Annotated in this window: 16 protein-coding genes; 7 read left to right on the top strand and 9 right to left on the bottom strand. The window is 58.3% G+C overall.

Annotated features, from left to right (window positions below; genetic code table 11):
• Positions 1-200: 200 nt before the first annotated feature.
• Positions 201-2,324: an ankyrin repeat domain-containing protein gene (locus FHY19_RS22395; protein WP_259167515.1), complete on the top strand. Its 2,124-nt coding sequence runs from the start codon at positions 201-203 to the stop codon at positions 2,322-2,324.
• Between the two features lie 130 nt (positions 2,325-2,454).
• Here FHY19_RS22395 and FHY19_RS17670 read toward each other — a convergent pair whose 3' ends face one another.
• The 5 genes from FHY19_RS17670 to FHY19_RS17650 all read right to left on the bottom strand — a co-directional run bounded on the left by FHY19_RS17670 (position 2,455) and on the right by FHY19_RS17650 (position 6,351).
• Positions 2,455-3,321: a hypothetical protein gene (locus tag FHY19_RS17670; RefSeq protein WP_259167514.1), complete on the bottom strand. Its 867-nt coding sequence runs from the start codon at positions 3,319-3,321 to the stop codon at positions 2,455-2,457.
• Between the two features lie 3 nt (positions 3,322-3,324).
• Positions 3,325-3,738 (bottom strand): hypothetical protein, encoded by a 414-nt coding sequence (locus FHY19_RS17665; protein WP_259167513.1) that lies wholly within the window; start codon positions 3,736-3,738, stop codon positions 3,325-3,327.
• A 258-nt stretch (positions 3,739-3,996) separates the two neighbouring features.
• Positions 3,997-5,151, bottom strand: coding sequence for an XVIPCD domain-containing protein (locus FHY19_RS17660; protein ID WP_259167510.1), 1,155 nt, complete (start codon positions 5,149-5,151; stop codon positions 3,997-3,999).
• A gap of 36 nt (positions 5,152-5,187) precedes the next feature.
• Complete coding sequence (locus FHY19_RS17655) at positions 5,188-5,595, bottom strand: hypothetical protein (RefSeq protein ID WP_126970062.1); 408 nt, start codon at positions 5,593-5,595, stop codon at positions 5,188-5,190.
• Positions 5,596-5,952: 357 nt separating this feature from the next.
• Entirely contained in the window at positions 5,953-6,351 is a 399-nt protein-coding gene (locus FHY19_RS17650) for a type I toxin-antitoxin system SymE family toxin (RefSeq protein WP_259167507.1), read from the bottom strand.
• A gap of 719 nt (positions 6,352-7,070) precedes the next feature.
• Between FHY19_RS17650 and FHY19_RS17645 the strand changes: the two genes are divergently transcribed.
• The 6 genes from FHY19_RS17645 to FHY19_RS17620 all read left to right on the top strand — a co-directional run bounded on the left by FHY19_RS17645 (position 7,071) and on the right by FHY19_RS17620 (position 10,938).
• On the top strand, positions 7,071-7,634 hold the full coding sequence (locus FHY19_RS17645; RefSeq protein ID WP_047128025.1) for a hypothetical protein: 564 nt from the start codon (positions 7,071-7,073) through the stop codon (positions 7,632-7,634).
• A gap of 98 nt (positions 7,635-7,732) precedes the next feature.
• Positions 7,733-8,380, top strand: a complete 648-nt coding sequence (locus FHY19_RS17640; protein WP_259167506.1) for a hypothetical protein — start codon at positions 7,733-7,735, stop codon at positions 8,378-8,380.
• Between the two features lie 141 nt (positions 8,381-8,521).
• Positions 8,522-9,448, top strand: coding sequence for a hypothetical protein (locus FHY19_RS17635; protein ID WP_259167505.1), 927 nt, complete (start codon positions 8,522-8,524; stop codon positions 9,446-9,448).
• A 174-nt stretch (positions 9,449-9,622) separates the two neighbouring features.
• Positions 9,623-10,009: a hypothetical protein gene (locus FHY19_RS17630; protein ID WP_259167504.1), complete on the top strand. Its 387-nt coding sequence runs from the start codon at positions 9,623-9,625 to the stop codon at positions 10,007-10,009.
• Positions 10,010-10,239: 230 nt separating this feature from the next.
• Positions 10,240-10,548, top strand: a complete 309-nt coding sequence (locus tag FHY19_RS17625) for a transposase (RefSeq protein ID WP_259167502.1) — start codon at positions 10,240-10,242, stop codon at positions 10,546-10,548.
• 12 nt (positions 10,549-10,560) lie between these two features.
• Positions 10,561-10,938 carry a transposase gene (locus tag FHY19_RS17620; RefSeq protein WP_259167501.1) on the top strand — a complete coding sequence of 126 codons (378 nt, stop codon included), beginning with the start codon at positions 10,561-10,563 and terminating at the stop codon, positions 10,936-10,938.
• 349 nt (positions 10,939-11,287) lie between these two features.
• Here the strand turns inward: FHY19_RS17620 and FHY19_RS17615 are convergent, their stop codons facing one another.
• From FHY19_RS17615 to aceE, 4 genes are all read right to left on the bottom strand, one after another.
• Positions 11,288-12,715, bottom strand: a complete 1,428-nt coding sequence (locus tag FHY19_RS17615; RefSeq protein WP_259167499.1) for a hypothetical protein — start codon at positions 12,713-12,715, stop codon at positions 11,288-11,290.
• The gene (locus FHY19_RS17610) at positions 12,712-13,872 is read right to left on the bottom strand and encodes an ATP-binding domain-containing protein (RefSeq protein WP_259167498.1); all 1,161 of its coding nucleotides are present in this window, start codon (positions 13,870-13,872) and stop codon (positions 12,712-12,714) included. The genes FHY19_RS17615 and FHY19_RS17610 overlap by 4 nt, the downstream gene beginning before the upstream one ends.
• Positions 13,873-13,883: 11 nt before the next feature.
• Positions 13,884-15,308: a protein kinase gene (locus tag FHY19_RS17605; protein WP_259167497.1), complete on the bottom strand. Its 1,425-nt coding sequence runs from the start codon at positions 15,306-15,308 to the stop codon at positions 13,884-13,886.
• Between the two features lie 341 nt (positions 15,309-15,649).
• Positions 15,650-18,337 (bottom strand): pyruvate dehydrogenase (acetyl-transferring), homodimeric type, encoded by a 2,688-nt coding sequence (aceE, locus tag FHY19_RS17600; RefSeq protein WP_259167496.1) that lies wholly within the window; start codon positions 18,335-18,337, stop codon positions 15,650-15,652.
• Positions 18,338-19,291: the final 954 nt, after the last annotated feature.

Raw genomic sequence — 19,291 nt, 5'->3', positions numbered from 1 at the left:
GGCAACAGAGCGCAAGGTCTGCGCTGCAGGCATTCCGGGGGCGCGTCCTGGTGTACCGCTCGCGCTTTGCTGCTGCCGGGCGCTGATCCCCTCGCGGGTTATCCTTTGCCCCGCACGCAGCTGTCTCTTCCGCCTTCTGCGAGGAACCGCACCTGAGCAAGGTCACCCGTCGTCAGTTTCTCGAAGCCGGCCTCCTCGCCGTGGCCACAGCGGGCGTACTCGGCGCCTGCGCCAAGCAGGACACCGCCCTGCACACACGCTGGACCCAGTGGCAGGCGAAATGGCGCTGGATGGAAGCCATCGCCCGCAAACGCCACTGGCAGGTGACGCCGTTGCGGATCGCCCCGCCTGCGACCGAGCGGCAGCTGGTCGCGCTAGAACGCCGCCACCGCATGCCGATCCCCGCACAACTGCGCCATGTCCTGCGCGAGCTGTCGGCGCAAGTGAGCTTCGGCTGGTCTGTGCCCTCGCACCTGCGCGCGATGGAACAACAAGACCTGCCGTCGATGAGCTGCAACCGCGACGCGGTGTGGAGCCTGACGCATATCGATACGATGGCCCTGCCGGTGTTTCTGGACTGGAAGCGGGAACTGGCCACGCGCGACCTGTCCGAGGCACCCAACAGCCCCGCACTGTGGGAACACCAGTTCGCCTTCTACACCCTCATCAACGGCGACTGGCTGACCATCGACACCACGCATGCGGATCCGGCCAGGCAACCGGTGCGCTATTTCTCGCACGAGCTGGAGATGCTGCACGGCCTGGCGCTGGCGCCGGACTTGTTTACCTTCATCACCCAGATGTCGGCGCTAGGCATGGCCGGCACCGAATGGGCCTCGTGGATGCGCTTTGGCATCGGCCAGAAGAACGACACCTTCTACCTCGACGCCGGCAACGAGGGCGCCAAGGCGTGGCTGGCCTGGCTGCAGCGCGACCCGGCACAGCCCGACAACGACACGCCGCAGTTGCCGGTGGTGGAGCGCAGCGCGGCCGATCGCGCATTGCTGGATGCGGCACGTGCCGATTCGCTCGTCGGTATCGAGGCGGCCTTGCTGGCAGGCGCCGTCCCCGACTGCACGCCGGACAGCGACTGGCTGAGCGAGCACATCGCCACCGATCAGGAATTTGCCACCGCTATCAATTACGCCACCCGGCACGACAACACGGCCATGATCGAGCGCCTGCTCAAGGCCGGCGCAACGCTCAATACACGGCTGCTGCCGCTCAATACCGCGGTCAAGCACAGCACGCTGGCCACCGTGCGCTGGCTCATCGCGCACGGCGCACGCGTCAACGGCTGGACCAATCAGCGCTACTGGCCGCTGCACGACCTGGTGGTCACCCGCGGGCCTATCGCCGCGATGACCCGCGCGCAATACCGCCAGCACCTGATCGACAGCACCAGCATCGGCAGCCTCGACTCACTGGATGCCATGATCGCCCAAGCCAAGGACGCACAGACCCGCGCGCGCTATCGCGCCGCCAGACGCGCCCTGCAGCAGGCCAGCCAGGAGGCGGTGAAAGACGTCGACAACAAGCTGCGCAACCACCTCAGCCTGCAGGACTATCTGGAGATGCTGGAAGCGCTGCTGGACGCCGGCGCAGACCCGGACGCACGCTGGGACAACGGCACCACCATGCTCGGCTGGGGCGGCGTGGCCACCGCACGCGTGCTGCTGGCGCACGGCGCCGATCCCAATGCGCGCGACATCCACGGCACCACGCCGCTGCACACCGCCAGCACCGGCGAAAAGGTGCGCGTGCTGGTCGCCGGCGGCGCCGACATCAACGCACAGGCCATCGCGCAAAACCCTGACGACTCCCTGCACTACACCCCGCTGCAATCGGCGCTGCTGTCCCACACGCTAGCCGGCGACAGCCCCATCACCGCGCTGCTGGAACTGGGCGCCGATGCCACCCGCAACGCGGCCGATGGGCGCTCATCGCTGGCCTATTGCTTCCAGCCGGACCTGGTGCGCCTGATCATGAGCAAGGGGCTGGACCCGCAGGCCCTGCAACCGGGCGAGCAAACCCTGTTGCATAACCTCACCGCCCGTCACTGGCTACCGCGCCACACCTTCCCGAAGGAAGTGGCCTTTCTCGATTTTCTGCTGAGCCTGGGGATCGACATCAACGCGCGCGACGCCAGGGGCCGCACCCTGCTGCACTACGCCGCCGAACAGGAAAGCAACGATGAGAGCACGCCCAACTACGCGCTTGTCCTGGCCAGGGGTGCTGACAAGACCATCAAGGACAACGAGGGAAAGCGCGCCGTCGACCTGTTTGCCGATTCGTTGCAGGCGGCGCGTGCGGCATTGCGGTGAGCGTCACGCGTTGACCATTACCGGGACCAGACATCACGCGTCAACAGGCGCGCGCCGGCCTTCCCTTGATGACTGAGCCGTCGAAGGCATCACGTCGGCAGCACCTACCACCAGCCTCCCACTGAGCCGCCTAGCGTCCAGGCGCAGGTGTTTGTTGTGCAGCCTGTGATTGCGCTTGGTCGTAGGCCTGGACGGCATTGTGCTGATCGGCGGTGTAAACACTCTGCCGCATATCAGGTGCCGGAGTGGTCGCGTCTACCTGCGCACGAAATCCCGGCGTCTTGCCAGACACGAAGATGTGGTCGTCACGCAGGACGGCGCCTGCGAGCTGGTCGACCCGTTCCACACCCGCCTGCTTTGCGGCAATCATGACCTCGGCAACCTTGGTATCGGAAACGGATGCCGGCAGCTGCCCACGCAGCGTATTGAAATACGCACGATCCGGATGCTTGTCTGGGAACCTGTCATGCGCCTGGTCCTGCAGGCGCGATACATCCTTGTTGATCCGGTCAACATCGCCGCTGGTCACAAGATCACGCTGAGGATCTCCCTGGGGCCGCGCCAGGCGTGGATCGTCGGGAAACAGCTGCCTGAGCCGCGGATCGTTCAAACCGGTCGCAAGATCGCCCTGGCGCAGCGCAGCGTAGGCCTGTCGCGCCAGCTCATCCTGCCCTGAGGTCTGATCGCCAAGCCGGCGACCGGCTTCGTTGTTCCATAGATCCATGCGATGTTCGTAGGGATCATTTGGATGGGCCGGCCCGATCTCGGCATCATCACCGAACTTGCGCGCGATCCACTGCTGACCTAATGCAAGCTGGGTGACACGGCCGCTCGTATACGCATGCCGGAAGGCGTCGAGCTCGTCGTTGTGCCCCTGCGACTGGAATGTGCCATCGGGGCGCTTTGCCAAGGTGATGCCGCTCAGCTGTTCGTAGTGCCGATACGCTTCCTGCTCGATCTCACGCTTCGCGCCCTTCGGATCGGTGATATCGACCATGGCTCAGCCTCCCTGCGCTGCCTTCTGAAACTCGATAGGCCCTTGATAGCCCGGATACTTCTTCTTGATCAGGATGCGATCGGATGGCGTCACACAGCTATCCTCGAGGGAATTGGCCACATGTGCCTCATCCACGAAGAACTCTTCATAAGGCAGCGGCAGCACGGATGTCTCCCCGCCCTGATCGAACTTGAGCAACAAACTGTCGTCGCGCTCGAAGCACAACGTCTTCCAGGCGAAATCAGTCAGCGTCCCGGCCTCAACCACAGCCGAGTCCTTGCCGGCCAGCAGCGTCACAACATGCTCGGAGAACTGTTTTTTTGAGATTGGCGGCTCGGTCATGGCGCATCCTGCAAAGGTGGCAACGACCACTGCGGCCGATGCCGAAACGTAAGAACGGAAGATAGCGAATGACATACGGCGCGGCTCCTTCCTGCGGTAGAGCGATGTTTTACCAGAAGCACAAAGCGCACGCATCCTTACAGGAATAGCGACGCCCCCATCTAACGAATTCCGGCCCACGCCTGCCGAGGAAGTCCTGGAGATTTCGATCAGACAACTACATTGGATTTTGAGGAGTCGCCCATCTGATTACAGCTCTGTGAAGGTGGATCAACGACACAATAAACAAGTCAGTCGCACACAGTGACAGCAATACCAACGACATGGAATGTCTCAGCGCGCTATTGATGGTCCTGTCTGAGTAACAGCTTGCTGCGACTGCTCCAGCGCCTGCTGCTGTTCGCGTGCCTGGGCCTGAGTCTGGTTGATTGCCTGCAGGCGATCGAACGACTGGTTCTCTGGTGCCTGCACGGCGTCCACCGTCGGCATGTGCGCGCGCTGGTGTGCTGGGTCGTTGAGGGCGCCCTGGACGACAAAGACCTTCTCGCCGCCGGCCAGCTGACCTGTTGGGTTGTTGAGCACTACATGATCCACCCGCGACAACCCTTCCTCTTTTGCCAGCGCGAGCAGGCTGGCAGTCATGCGCTGACTTGCCCCGTCCCACTCTTTGCCGTGCTGGGCGTCGAGCTGCGTCACGCCACCCTTGATCTGCTGGTAAAGCGCGTGGTCCGCATGGCCTAGCTGTGAGGGCAACAACGCGGTCTTCGGTGATGCCGGATGTGATTCGGGTCCAAGTCCACCCTGCTTCACATCAGAAGTAGTGATGTCGCCAACGGCTCCGGGCTCCGGCCGCCCCTGTTTAAGCTTCCAGGGGACGATGTGTTTGTCGTAGTAATCGCCATAATATTGTTCGTAGGTCTTACTTGGAGCGACCGAAGGTTGTTCCGTCTTGAAGACTTGGGCAATCTGGTTCAATGCAGCATCGCGTGTGATGCGACCTGCCATTTGCTGATCTGCAATTGCCTCGTACTGCTGCGGCCTCGTGCCGCTTCCAGAAATACCGATATCCGGCCCCTGATGATTCAGAATCTCACGTCGGACTAGTGCGTTACTGAGCGTTGCAGCTGCTTCGCCGCGCAGCATGTTGTTCACATAAGCTTGCTTGGAAGAATAATCTTTAGGCTCAGCGAAACCATGGTGTCCAATCTCATGCGATAGTGATCTGGCGATCCGTTCGCCTTTGCCAGCTGCGTCCTGGTCAATCACTACTTTTTTACCTGGATCCAGGTAAGTACCTCCACCCGCGCTGCCCCAATCAACGCCTATGCCATCGCGTTTGAACTGAGAAAGGCCTGCTTGGAGTGTAGGCGAAGAGCTAATTAGAGGCGCTAATGCTGGATCCTTCAGCGGAGAAGCCGGCAGCGCGCCATTGGATGGTGCACCTACCTGTTTCGGCTGTGGAAATTTTTGTTCTTCATTACTTTCCATCACGCATTTCCCTTGCTTGATTCATCAAACTTTATCTCAAAGTTTGCTGATCGAGATATAACTTAGGTGTGACTGGTCTTCCGTCAGACCAAAGATGACCTTAGTGCCTTTAACTGTCATCTCCCAATAGGCCCTGGAATCTCGCGCATCTGGACGAGGTGGGTAAGGAATAGCGTCTACCCAGGGAGACTCCATAAAACCCGGACCAGGTGGCGAGAAATCGATAACCAACTTCCCACGCGATGGATCATCTGTTGCACTAATGAACTCAACATGCTGCACCTTTTCACCTGCCAGCACGCCTTGCTCGCTTACCCGAAGCTCTCTTTCTCCGTCTAAGTGCCGTGGTCCAAATTGAGCTTGGAGCTGAGTACTGACGGCGGCGACATCCTGGAAGTCTGTTGCGATCAAACGATCGACGTCTTGTTTAAGGCGCTCCGTCACGTCTTTGCTCCTGGTTTCAGCGGAGGGCTTTGCAGCCGCTATGGCTAACTGATCGCGTGGAGTGCTCGGGGCACATCCCGCATGAAGGGTGCATAGTGCCAGCAGCGCACTCGCTAACAACGTTGCCCGAGGTGAGTCACTACGTCCGTTGTTGCCTTGCCTGCCAAGGGATTCCCCAAGGTGAAGGGCCATCTCTCTGGTCCTGCGCTAAGAGTGTCGCTGAAATCTAACACGTCAATGATCTTGGATCAGGCATAGGCAGCAATCACCGCAAGTCGTTCTTGGACCGCACGATTGACGAACCGCGCACCGACTGAACATGAATGCGGCAGGCGGCCCTAAGCGACACGCGATAGGTCACTTTGCCGGCGTTCCCACCGGCGGCAACACCTCCATCAACAGCTGCCCCGCGCTGGCGGTGATACGCAGCTTGGTGCCGATGGCAAAGCCCAGTTGTTCCAGCCATAGGCCGCTGAGGCGGACGTGGGGCACGTGCTGGTCGCCGGCGTGGTCGTGGGCGCCGGGGTAATGGGTGTAGCTGACGGTGCATTGGCGCGGGCGGCGGGCGCGGCGGGGTGCGCGTAGCGTGCCGGGGCCTTGCGGCGAGGCGTCCGGGTCGGGCGGCAGCATCGGTGGCAGCTTGCTGCGGTCGGGTTCCACAACGACCCACTGCACCCGCTTGGGCGGTGTGGAACGCGCACGTGTGCGGGTGGGCCGTGCGCTGGCAGATGCCGTGGGTGGGCGGCGGCGTGTCATGGTGCCTCCGGGTGGCGGAGATTGATGGGTGCGGCGACGCACTGCTGCAGCGCCACGGCACTGCGTGCGGGCCGGCGGCGCAAGGTGTGCGGCAACACAGCGGGCTGGCAACTCAGCGGATGCGCGGATTGGGCGCTCGCCTGCTCAACAGCTGCGCGTGCGGCGCGCCGGCGCAGCACCTCGCCCACATCCCAATGCAGGCGGTGAGCAGAGGCTGGCGATTGATCAACCGACACAGATGCCGGCCTGGATGATGTGGTAGACATGGCAACGCCCTCCTGGAACAACCCAAGAACCGCCGCCAACGGCGACGGGATGTCGGGAGGTTCGAAACCGCAGAGAGCCGGCGGGCGTATTTCCCTTGCGGGTGTTGTATTAGCCGCCCTCCCGACGCAGGCATTGCGTCGGCTTGTCCCTGCAGGATGCAGGCACAAAAAACCCACCGGTTTGACGGAGGTGGGAACCGCTCTCTGAGGAGTTTCGACGCTCCTTGTGTCTAGATTGCTAGTGCAAGGTGTGGCGTGTCAATAGCCACACAATGCCTTTGCCTGACTCCGCGCCCATAGGGAAAGCCCGTCTCAAATGCTTGGCATCGATCGCCCAGCCAGTGACTCGTATCGCAAAACCGAAGATCTGTTCTCAAGGAGTTGTGCATTGCGACCGATGCAATGGTTTGCTGCTTTCGGTATACCGCGCTCCGCTCCACTTGAAGGAACGACATGTCAATCTTGCGAAGAATTTCTGAGTCAATTGTAGGTACCAAGGAGGCAATCAAGGAGAAAGGCGATATCGGGGAGACGGATCTCTGCAAGTGGCTTGGCGACTCTGGCCTGTCCTACGTTGCGGTCTGCCAAGCAAGGGAAAGCTTCGCCCCGCTCTTCACAGGCGAGATCAAGCGACCGGATTTCATGGTCCTGCTCGACTCCATCGGACTGATTGCCGTAGACGCCAAAAACTTCGACTTGAAGGAGTGGGACGGCTCGCCCTGCTTCACGCTAAGCCTGCAGAAAGAGCTGCTGAAAGCCGTCGCGTTCGAGCGCATGTTCCGTATCCCGCTCTGGTACGCCTACAGAGGCGAGGACAATGACAACGTCTCCTGGTATTGGATCAGCGCGCTCAAGGCCGTTGAAGTGGGAATCAAGCGCGATGGCCGCCATGGTGATTTCCTGACCATCGGCCTCGAGCACTTTGCACATGTGGTCAACCCCGATGACATGGCCAAGCTCTATACACAGCGACTGCCTGGTGTCTCCAGGATCGCGGCCCTTCCGGTCACGAACTGAACGCGGAGTCGGCATCTGCAGACGCGACGTCAGCTTGCGATCTTGCGTCCGCACCTTCGCCGACCATCGTGGTCTTCACGCTCATTGAGGAGGGGTGAATGTTCAAGGATATGATCGCTGCCGGCGGCCCTGGCCTACTCATCCCAATCGTGTTGTTCGCGCTCATCATTTATGCAACGCGCGGCCTGTTCGATCTTCATGGCAGACGAAGTCAACATCGACGGGAATTCCTTGAGCATTGGGACCCCAAACGCGCAGATGACAACTTGTGGCTTGAGGTCACCGTTCGCCATCTCTATGGACAACCGCTACCTGCTCATGTCATCCGCACCGCTCTGAGCCACCCACACTGCAGCCAGGCATTGATGGACCTTTCGGAGATCTGGGAGTTCTACCATTACGACTCAGACACCCAAATGGTGCGCTGGGCTCACACTCGGCACAAGCGCGCAGTTCGCAGATGGCTGAATCACCGCTGGTCTTTGGTGCGCTATTTCCTGCTTGCATCCATGGCAATGGGCGCAATCTATGTCGCGGCCCACGCTAGCGGACTCTTGCAATGGCTCTACGCAACTGCGGCAGCACTGTGCGGGATTGGTGCGTTCATTAGCTTGTGGCGCTGCGATGCAGAGAAAAAGGCAGCCGATGCCGGCGAGATTTGGATCAAGCGCATCAATGATTCCCTAAAGTCGCCCGACGATACAAACGACCTAATTCCTTGTGAAACCTTCTCGATGCCACGTTAATAGATGCCGGCCAATCTAATTAATCTAAGTAGATCAGCACACATGGCAACGCGCATAGCCACAGATTTTAAAGATAACCCCAACGAACCAAATTCACCCTATCCACACTTATTTACCCGGGATTAGCAGATGGGCATAAAAATGAGCACAGCCTTCGACCAGAACAACAAAAAATGGGAGGCAAGCAATTATCAAAAAGGGCTAGGTGCAGAGCCTTTACATTGTGAGTACTGCAAAATTCCCGTTACGCACAACCCCCCACACACAAGGGAAATGCATGACAAATCCGTGTTTGTTCAAGGCTACTTTCGCCTGCTTCCCAAGGGAATACACACACCGCCCTGTCCATATGGTGTGGACGAAGAAATTAAGAATTTAGCGATGACATCTGAAGGTCTGGTTGAGAGTCTTCTCAACAATAGATTTCGCATGCGACTCGTCATGATCAAAGAAGCTATCGAAGCGCTTAGCTCGTCAGATTTTAGCAGACCTAATGCTCAAGGGATTGCTCGAAGCAAATCCTTCGTATCCCGACCCAACCGGCTGCCAGCTTATATAAATTCTGCCCGGAGAGTTTTAAAACTCAGATCCTTATGCGCAAGTGACCAAGACATTGAGCAACACCTAGAACTGGTTTTTGAGGGGAACGTGAAGATCTCTTGGAGCCAGTTTTATTATGAGACAGAGCGACACTTGGATGCATTCAACGCGATAACAAGAAACACCATTCAACATCCGCTGGCAATTCATGGGCAAGTCAGTACTGTTCGCCTCGCAATCAACGGCGACCCCTCAAAAAATGTAATTAACCTTCGAATGAATCGATACAAGCCCGATCCTAATGACGACACGCATGGAGTGGGCCTGGAAGTGAGCATTTGGATTCCAGATCAGAATTGGTTAAGGAGCATAAAAGAGGATGACCGAATTATCGCCCTCGGCATGTGGAAATCGAAAACTGCGGCACCTAGACCTGCCGCCAAAGAAGGTCGATTCAAGAATTTCACAATGTTAAAACTTTATCTGAATATCGCTCTCGCTGCACAGATCATTGAGTCTCCAGCTTAGAGCACGCGGTGCCGCCCAGCGATAGACGCATTTAAGGCTGAAAGACGGCATGAATTTTCTTAAAGTGGACTTAGCCGCCATTACCGCTTGTCTATCATCACCTAGACAATCGCCTGGCCGCAAGCTTGCGATGTGGCTAGACTTCCGCGTATCAAACTATCCTTGGATATGAACATGGATACAAAAATTAGGCTCATCTCTGCTACGGCATTACTCGCACTATTAACCTTTACTGTTTGCGCAGCAGGAAACAGGCGCTCTGATTACAAGAAGAATGACGTCCAGCCGGTCAAGATCGAAAAAGCAGAGGGCAACTCACTTCAAATCACTTATCACATGCCTGCCGAAAGTCTCTTTTATTCTCCGGGTGTCGATTTTACGAATGACCACGGCGTATTACGTATCGCCATTCGCAGATGCGGCATCAACGAAAAATGTGATGCCATGGCGAAAGCTGCCATGCCACCATCTGAGCCATGGACACCGAAGGTCACCGTACCGTATGCAGGGGGAAAGGTCGTACTGGTCTACGCAGACACCGAAGAGACGTTGACCTTTTAGTTCAATCATAAGAACGATATAACCGTAATCCGCCATTATTCAGGTCCGCAGCGCAGGCCCAGCTATGTTTTCCTCCACGCGACGCTCAAAGCAAGGGCCTGCTGATTCGCCTACGCTAACAGCGATAACGGGGTCAGGTTTACTTCCTACGCAAATTTCAGGCTGCGGCCTTACCTTTGGGGAGGGTGTCCTCGCTGTCAGAACCAATACCTTGCTGCGAGTCTTCCCAGGTGGCCAGACTTCCGCGTATCGACCTTGCCGACATCCCGCAGCACATCGTGCAGCGTGGGAACAACCGCTTGCCGTGCTTTCTGGATGATGGCGACCGATTGCGCTACCTGCACCTGCTGCATGAGGCCCTGCGCGCCACAGGCTGTCAGCTGCATGCTTATGTATTGATGGACAACCATGTGCAGTTGCTGATCACGCCACCTGCAGCGGGACGGATCGGGCAACTGATGCAAAGGCTTGGGCGCAACTACGTCGCGCTGTTCAATGGCCGCCACGGGCGCACCGGTACGCTATGGGAGGGACGCTAAAAAGCCTGCCTCGTGGACAGTACTGACTACGTGCTTCGCTGCTATCGCTACATCGAGCTCAACCCAGTGCGCGCTCGCCTGACCGACGATCCTGCGTCGTATCGTTGGTCCAGCTGCCCGGCCAATCTAGGCCAGCGCGGGCACTCCGCACTGACGCCACACCCCTGCTGGCTTGCGCTTGGCAACGACCCGACTGAGCGATCCAACGCTTACCGCGCCCTGCTCGATGAAGCCTTACCCGACGAACTGCTCGCCAGCACCCGCCTTCATCTGCAGCAGCAGCGAGCCCTGGGCCATGACGTCTTCCGTACGATGGTCGAAGCCAAGACCCGCCGCTTTGCGAGCGTCAGGCCCGCGCATCGGCCACGCAAGCCGAGCGCCGTCGATTGATAAGTAAACCTGACCCCGTTACTCTTCTCACCAGCATTCGCCTTCACCTACAGCAGCAGCGAGCCCTGGGCCACGACGCCTTCCGCGCAATGGTCGAAGCCAAGACCCACCGCTTTGCAGGCGTCAGGCCCGCTCATCGGCCACGCAAACCGAACACCGCCGACTGATAAGTTAACCTGACCCCGTTACTCGTCGAAGCCAAGACCCGCCGCTTTGCGGGCGTCAGGCCCGCGCATCGACCACGCAAGCCGAGCGCCGTCGATTGATAAGTGAACCTGACCCCGTTATTTGAACCTGGACCCGTTATTGCGCCGTTATTGCGATAACTGAACCTTACCCCGTTATTTGGTTATTCCGATGGCTTCTTAGCAGGTCGCCTTGAACGCCCGGCCTTCGCTGGTAATCGCTTCTTTTCAAGCTGCTGCTCATTGAACGGAAGGCTTGCCTGAGCTTTCCCGCCGCCCGACACCTCTCCGCGCTCGAGTAGGTGATGAGTACGATCAGCCAATCTGAGAAACTGCTCCAAAGCTGATTTTAGCGCGATTTCACGAACTGAATTATCCGGACGTGCTCGTTGCTCAGGCTCTGCAATTTTTAATTCAATAGCCAGGCGAAACTGGCAAACCGCACCCGGCACAATTTCAATTGATAGTGTGCGTGCAGCTAAACGTGCTACTTCTGATAACACTTGTATCCCGCTAAACGTTTGTGAAAGCCATGCATACTCCATCCAACAGATATCACAGACAGAGGGCTCATCCAAGCGGAGCTTACCTCTAAGCTGGCGTTCGACACCCTTGACCGCCCTCGACCACTGGGTGTCCCAACCGTTAGCACCAAGGAGTGAAGCCATGAGCCCAAACCAAACAAAAGCTAAAGGGGCAAATATCGGTGATTTGCGTAGCAGGAAGGAATGACTTGTTCCTCTACCTACAAGAAATGCGCCCGCAGCAAGAGTCGCGGCGGCAAGCTGCTTGCTTGAACCATGATTCAAGTCAACATCGAGTGCTTTAACCAGCCGCTGGAAGGCAAGTACTCTTTCCTCAGCAGAATCTCCGAACAACTCTGGGAAGCCACTAATCTTTGGAACAATTCGCCCCCCATCGACGCCTGTTGCATAACTAGCCGCTGCACTCAGCACCAATTCAACAATGTCTCGGATGTGATTCCCTATTCCAACATCCGCGCTTATTAGAGCCCATATGGAATGCAGCTCAGTGCTCACTACCTGCCGCCTTAAGAAACGGCTATCTGCTTCGACACTACGGAGCCGTTCGCTACAAATCTTAAGAAGTTCAGAGCGGCCATAAGCCATGTCTGCCCGCGCTATGGCTGTCGAGAAACACGCAGAAGCACGAGACAGAGGCACCGATGAAACGTCTGTATCTATCTCTCCTTGAGCAAGAATTTCCCCGAGAACAACGCAAGCCCACCTATCCGCGCGAGCATCGACCTCGCTACCAGCGTATTTCTTAACAGCCTTCCAATCATCATTTGAAATTACACGGGCGAACTGACTTAGCGGAAAAGACTCAGGAGCATATACTTTCAACCATGAAAGAACTTCTGGGATCTCCTTGTCTCGAAGGACAAACAAGGATGGCGGATAATAGTCTCGCGACTGCACCCCTTCACGAGAATACCCGACAGTAACGCCCGCCCCCAGAAGGTCGTCCGGCGTAGGCGAACCACCTCCTCGCGCATTTACCTCCCCAAACGCGAGAGCTGGCACATCATCCTTGCTGGCGGAGTACCATATTAAATCGTGCCAACTCATGAATTCCCCTCAGAAAAGAGAGCGTCAAGGTCCATGTGTGTAGGTTCTGCAAACGCGGCTTCCAGCACATGACTTGTTGGTCCTGTTCGATATGCGTTCAATGCAGTTTTTGCTCGAGTTACTGCAGTATATGCCAACTTCCTGCGGTTGAGCGGAAATTTATTCAATTCCTCAGCACCATAAATATGGACAGCCCTAAACTCAGTCCCCTTGGCTGCATGCATTGTCATGATATGAATAAGCTTATCACCGCCAAAGCCTCCTCCGCCGTAGCCGTGCAAACAAACTTTATCCTCAAATTCTGTTCCGACGAAACGCTCCATCAACTCAATTGCACTATTCTTTCGACCGCAGAATATGCCAATACTATCGCCTTTGAATGCATCTAGCTGAACAGAGATCAGGCCACACATTTTATCGAATTGCGCATCCCTGCTGTCGCACTCATGCATCTTGGCAGTTGCTGTTCCGTATGTCTTCGCCTTGTAGTTGGCAGTAGCGGATAGCGTATCGCCACCGTCAACTGGTGGGAGAATTCTATCTGCAACTTCCGCGACTCGCTGACCAATTCTGTAGTGCTTTTTAAGAGTGAACCTCTGCAAGCCGAGCTTATCCGCTATAGAGAGTCCATCCTTCTCGTATAGACCTTGCCGAACATCTCCGCAGACACAAATTTTATCCGAGAGCTCAAGCAGACACTCTAACTCGTCAACCGAGAAGTCTTGTGCCTCATCAACAAATATGCCGCTATAAAGCTTGTTTGCTGGGAGCTTGCTTCTAGCATCACGAACAAGGCTTAACGCACGCACTCTTGTCTCGTCATCGAACTCATTACCGTCATACACGAGTGCTTCACCAAGATATTGGCGAATGTGTTCATTTGCCCAAGAATGATAAGTGCGAACTTGGTCACCCGAAATTAGTCCCTTGCCTTCAACCCCACTTCTCATGAAGTCAGCGAGCGACCTTGTGAATGAAATGATCAGTACGTTTTTCTCGCCTTGCCCGGCTATGAACTGCGCCCTTAAAAGTAGCAGATTTGTTTTTCCAGACCCTGGAGGCCCCTCCAGCATCAACCTTCCCGCCGAAGGAACAAGAATAAAAGCCTTCTGCTCATCGTCCAACTCATCTTTCTTCCGCCACCAGCTCGTATCCATTCGCGGTTACCCTAGGCTTTTGAGAATGCGAATGTGCCAATATCGATGCCATTCAACATACTCTTATCTGGTGAAGACTCAGTTATATCGAGTGCTTTTCCTAACGCCGCAGCAAGACTGCAGGCTACAGCATATGCGGAGACTTCTTCAGCTTCATTGATTGTTGCAACGCAGATAATGAAGCTCTCAAGTGCATCCACCTGTACACTACCGCCAACCCGCAGCACGGCAGACGCCCCAACATCGGCGGATTTACGTTGAAGGCCATCCTGCCAAGAAAAGTACAAAATGACCTGCAACTGACAGTCAGTACCGAGGGCAAATTCAAAGACATACTTGTTCGTTGAGTTGATTTGAGATTGCTTAAGTGTGAACGGAACTTTGTTTGTACAAACGGCCGTTAGCTCGGTTCGGATTAACTCACAGAATCGCTTTGTGAACTCCGACCTTTCGAAAGCTAGTCGTGAATCGTTCGCGACATGTGCATGCAAACCAGCAGCGCCCTCTTCCTTGGTTAGCCGAACACGCAGTGTGGACAACTGATCAGTTGATGCCTCTAAGTCAAAGTCAGACCAATCCACCAGACTTAGGCGCGTGCTAAGGTCCTTCACAAGACATCGTGCCGCCAAGGCCTTGAAGGCCGCAAGCCGCGTAGGATTAGCATCAGGAAAGCTCGGTACACGACTCAAGACTGCCCGTGCAACTAACCAGCGATTCCCAAGACTCACTTCTTGCTGAAATAGTGGGGATTTCACAATGAGGTCATGGAGTACGGCCCCTACTTGATACAGAGATAAACCTTTCCACAAGGTTGGAGAGGGAGCATCTAGCCGGAACAGATACTCTGGCGAGCTATATTGAGCCGTGGCTATGAAGGGACGGAGAGCACCATGGTCAGTAGCAGAAACGGCCTCCTCTTCGTTGAGTACCAACTCACGCGCGACGCCTAGATCAATGAGCTTGAGGGCGCTGAAGTCCGGAGAAACGTGGATATTCTCTGGCTTAATGTCGCGGTGCACAATATCGAGCCTTTCTAAATAAGTGACAGCCTCTACTAGCTGCTTAATTAGTACCGCGACTGAGGAGTCTGGCACTTGTCCGAGGACTCTCTTAAGCTGCGGCCACTCAAGAAACTCCATTTCAACGAAAGCTGTACCGTCCGCTTCGTCAACTCTGAGAATTTCAACCAATGTCGGGCAGGCATGGCCAATTAACGCACGCTGCAATTCCAGCCGCCTTTTCTCGGCTGCGAAGGTTGGACCGACTAAAAACGCAGGGTCGTAGACCTTGATAGCCCTTGGACCCCATGGAGTTTCGACGCGGTAGAGAGCGGCAGATCCACCCGAATCAACGAATTTCGGCCCAACGTACCCTTCGCGAGTGAGTAGGTAACAGTTCAAGCGGGCCTCAACATCGCTCCTTACTTCTGGCGTCATCTCTGGCAAATGGAACCCCCTGTTCGCATGTCGGCATGAACACTATACCCGGACTGTCTAAGGGTATGCTCTGTACCGACCAAGTGGCCGTACCCGCGAAATCGAAAAGGACGCCGGCATCAGTGCTGGTAGTGGATAGCCAACTGTTGACCTAGTTACTGATACCCATAGCAGAAAGCTAGACACAAAAAACCACCCCTTCTCAGGGGCGGTTCTCTTCAGGACATTTTCCACCCTGCCATTCATCAAATGACCACAAATTAAGTCATTGATACTTTAGCGGTCTAGGCAGTGTTTGAATCTGCGTCTCCCACCATGTAAAAGCAAGCGGCTTAGATCAATCAAACCCCAACAGGATTCGCCTTCTCAGGATCAATCTTGTACTGCTTGATCGCCCGGGCAACATCCTTACCCGTCATCTTGCCATCCTTAGCAAGCGCGGCAATCGCCGCATGTGCGATGTAGTAGCGGTCCACCTCGAAGAAGCGGCGCAGGTTGGCACGCGTGTCCGAGCGACCGAACCCATCCGTGCCGAGCACGGTGTAGGTCATCGGGACGAAGGCGCGGATCTGGTCGGCAAAGGCGCGCACGTAGTCCGTTGCGGCGATGGCCGGGCCCTGGCGGCCTTCCAGCAGCTGGGTGACGTAGGGCTTGCGCTGTTCGGCCTCCGGGTGCAGGCGGTTCCAGCGTTCGACGTCGAAGCCGTCGCGGCGCACTTCGTTGAGGCTGGGGCAGGACCAGATGTCGGCGGTGACGCCGAAGTCCTTGTCCAGCAGCTCGGCCGCGGCAATGGCCTCGCGCAGGATGGTGCCGCTGCCCAGCAGCTGCACGCGCAACTCGCCCTTCTTGGGCTTGCCGGCGTCCTTGAGCAGGTACATGCCCTTGATGATGCCCTCGGCTGCGCCGTCCGGCATGCCGGGGTGGGCGTAGTTCTCGTTCATCAGGGTGATGTAGTAGTACTCGTCGATCTGGTCTTCCATCATCGCCTTCATGCCGTGCTGCATGATGACGGTGACTTCGAAGCCGAAGGTCGGGTCGTAGCTACGCACATTCGGGATGGAGCCGGCGATGACCTGGCTGAAGCCGTCTTCGTGCTGCAGGCCTTCGCCATTGAGCGTGGTGCGGCCGGCGGTGCCGCCGAGCAGGAAGCCACGCGTGCGCATGTCCGCTGCCTGCCAGGCGATGTCGCCCACGCGCTGGAAGCCGAACATGGAGTAGTAGATGTAGAACGGCAGCATCGGCACGTCGGAGACCGAGTAGCTGGTGCCGGCGGCCATCCACGAGGCAATCGCGCCCGGCTCGCTGATGCCCTGCTGCAGCACCTGGCCGGTCTGGTCTTCGCGGTAGTACATCAGCTGGTCGGCATCGACCGGCTTGTACTTCTGGCCGAACGGGGCATAGATGCCGATCTGGCGGAACATGCCTTCCATCCCGAAGGTGCGCGCCTCATCGGCCACGATCGGCACGATGCGCGGGCCCAGTTCCTTGTCGCGCAGCGCGATGTTGAGGCTCTGCACGAAGGACATGGTGGTGGAATAGCTGCGCTCGCCGCTGTCCTTGAGCAGGCGCTCGAACTTGTCGAGCGTGGGCGCCACGAACGACTTGCTGGCCTTGGGACGGCGCTGCGGCAGGAAGCCGCCGAGCACGTTGCGGCGTTCCTTGAGGTACTGCACTTCCGGGGAGTCTTCGCCGGGGTGGTAGAACGGCACCTGGCCGTCTTCCAGCTGGGCGTCGGTCACCGGGATGTTGAAGCGGTCGCGGAAGTGCTTGACCGCCGCGTCGTCCAGCTTCTTGGTCTGGTGGGTGGGGTTAAGCGCCTCACCGGCCGAACCCATGCCGTAGCCCTTGACCGTCTTGGCCAGGATCACGGTGGGCATGCCCTTGGTGTTCACGGCCTGGTGGTAGGCGGCGTACACCTTGTGCGGGTCGTGGCCGCCACGGTTCAGGCGCCAGATGTCGTCGTCGGACAGGCCGGCGACCATGGCCGCGGTCTCCGGATACTTGCCGAAGAAATTCTCGCGGGTGTAGGCGCCGCCGAAGGCCTTGCAGTTCTGGTATTCGCCGTCGACGGTTTCCATCATCAGCTTGGTCAGGACGCCATTGGTGTCCTTGGCCAGCAGGGCGTCCCAGTAGCCGCCCCAGAGCAGCTTGATGACGTTCCAGCCGCCGCCACGGAACACGCCTTCCAGTTCCTGGATGATCTTGCCGTTGCCGCGCACCGGGCCGTCCAGGCGCTGCAGGTTGCAGTTGACCACGAAGATCAGGTTGTCCAGGCCTTCGCGGCCGGCCAGGGCGATGGCGCCGAGGGTTTCTGGCTCATCCGACTCGCCGTCGCCGATGAAGCACCACACCTTGCGGTCGGACTTCTCGATCAAGCCGCGGTTTTCCAGGTAGCGCATGAACTGCGCCTGGTAAATGGCGGCCAGCGGGCCCAGGCCCATCGACACGGTGGGGGTCTGCCAGAACTCGGGCATCAGCCACGGGTGCGGGTAGGAGGAGATGCCCTGGCCGTCCACTTCCATGCGGAAGTTGTCCAGCTGGTCCTGGCTGATGCGGCCTTCCAGGAAGGCGCGGGCGTAGATGCCCGGGGCGCTGTGGCCCTGGACGAACAGCAGGTCGCCCGGGTGGGTGTCCGAGGGCGCGCGCCAGAAGTGGTTGAAGCCCACGTCGTACAGCGTGGCGCTGGAAGCGAACGAGGCGATGTGGCCGCCCAGATCGCCCGGCTTGCGGTTGGCCCGCACGACGGTGGCCATGGCGTTCCAGCGGATGATCGAGCGGATCTTCCACTCCAGCGCGGAGTCGCCGGGGTTCTTGGCCTCGTTGGCCGGTGCGATGGTGTTGACGTACTCGGTGGTGGGCGAGAACGGCAGGTAAGCGCCGGCGCGGCGGGTCTGCTCGACCATGCCTTCCAGCAGCTGATGGGCGCGCTCAGGGCCTTCGACGTCGATGACGGCCTTGATCGATTCGAGCCACTCCTGCGTCTCGAGCGGGTTCGGATCGTTGTGCAGCACTTCGTTCAACCAGTTCATTAGCGCTCCCGGGGGGACACACCCCGCGGGTGTGTCGACATCGTGAATTCGTGAACCCCCAAGTGTACCGCACGCACCTGTTGCCATTCCTCGCTACGGGGGCGTATGGAATGGGACGGTGTTGTGCGATGGGTGGGGTCTCGGCGCCGACTGGAGCGAGGATCCGGCGCAGCGGGCGCTGCCGGTGTACGACCAAAGGATGAGGGGCGGTGGCCGGCGCAGCGCGGAACGTACCAGACGTAGGAGCGCACCCGGGCGCGACGGGCATTCCCGGTAACGCCCTGTCGCGCCCGGGTGCGCTCCTACGAGGTGGCGGGGTCTTTTGCGGTCTTTGGCAGGAACAGCCGGCCATCGGCGCTGGCAGGCAGGTGCTGTCGAGGGAGCGATTGCGCGGCCCAATGTACGTCTCGGCACAGCCATTCGTAGGAGCGCACCCGGGCGCGACGGGCTTTCCCGGTAACGCCCCGTCGCGCCCGGGTGCGCTCCTACGGGGTGGCGGGGTCTTTTGCGGTCTTTGGCAGGGACAGCCGGCCATCCGCGCTGGCGGGCAGGCGCTGTCGAGGGAGCGATTGCGCGGCCCAATTCACGTCTCGGCACAACCATTCGTAGGAGCGCACCCGGGCGCGACGGGCTTTCCCGGTAACGCCCTGTCGCGCCCGGGTGCGCTCCTACGGGGTGGCGGGGTCTTTTGCGGTCTTTGGCAGGAACAGCCAGCCATCCGCACTGGCAGGCAGGTGCTGTCGAGTGAGCGATTGCGCGGCGCGGCTCGCGTCTCGGTACGCCCATCCGTAGGAGCGCACCTGGGCGCGACGGGCATTCTCGGTAACGCCCGTCGCGCCCGGGTGCGCTCCTACGGGGTGGCGGGGTCTTTTGCGGTCTTTGGCAGGGACAGCCGGCCATCGGCGCTGGCGGGCAGGTGCTGTCGAGGGAGCGATTGCGCGGCGCGGCTCGCGT

The organism is Xanthomonas sp. 4461 (assembly GCF_024806475.1).
In the GTDB taxonomy this organism is placed as follows: Bacteria; Pseudomonadota; Gammaproteobacteria; order Xanthomonadales; family Xanthomonadaceae; genus Xanthomonas; species Xanthomonas arboricola_F.
Note: the sequence above shows the minus strand (reverse complement) of the source record. Positions and strands in the feature narration are given on the sequence as shown.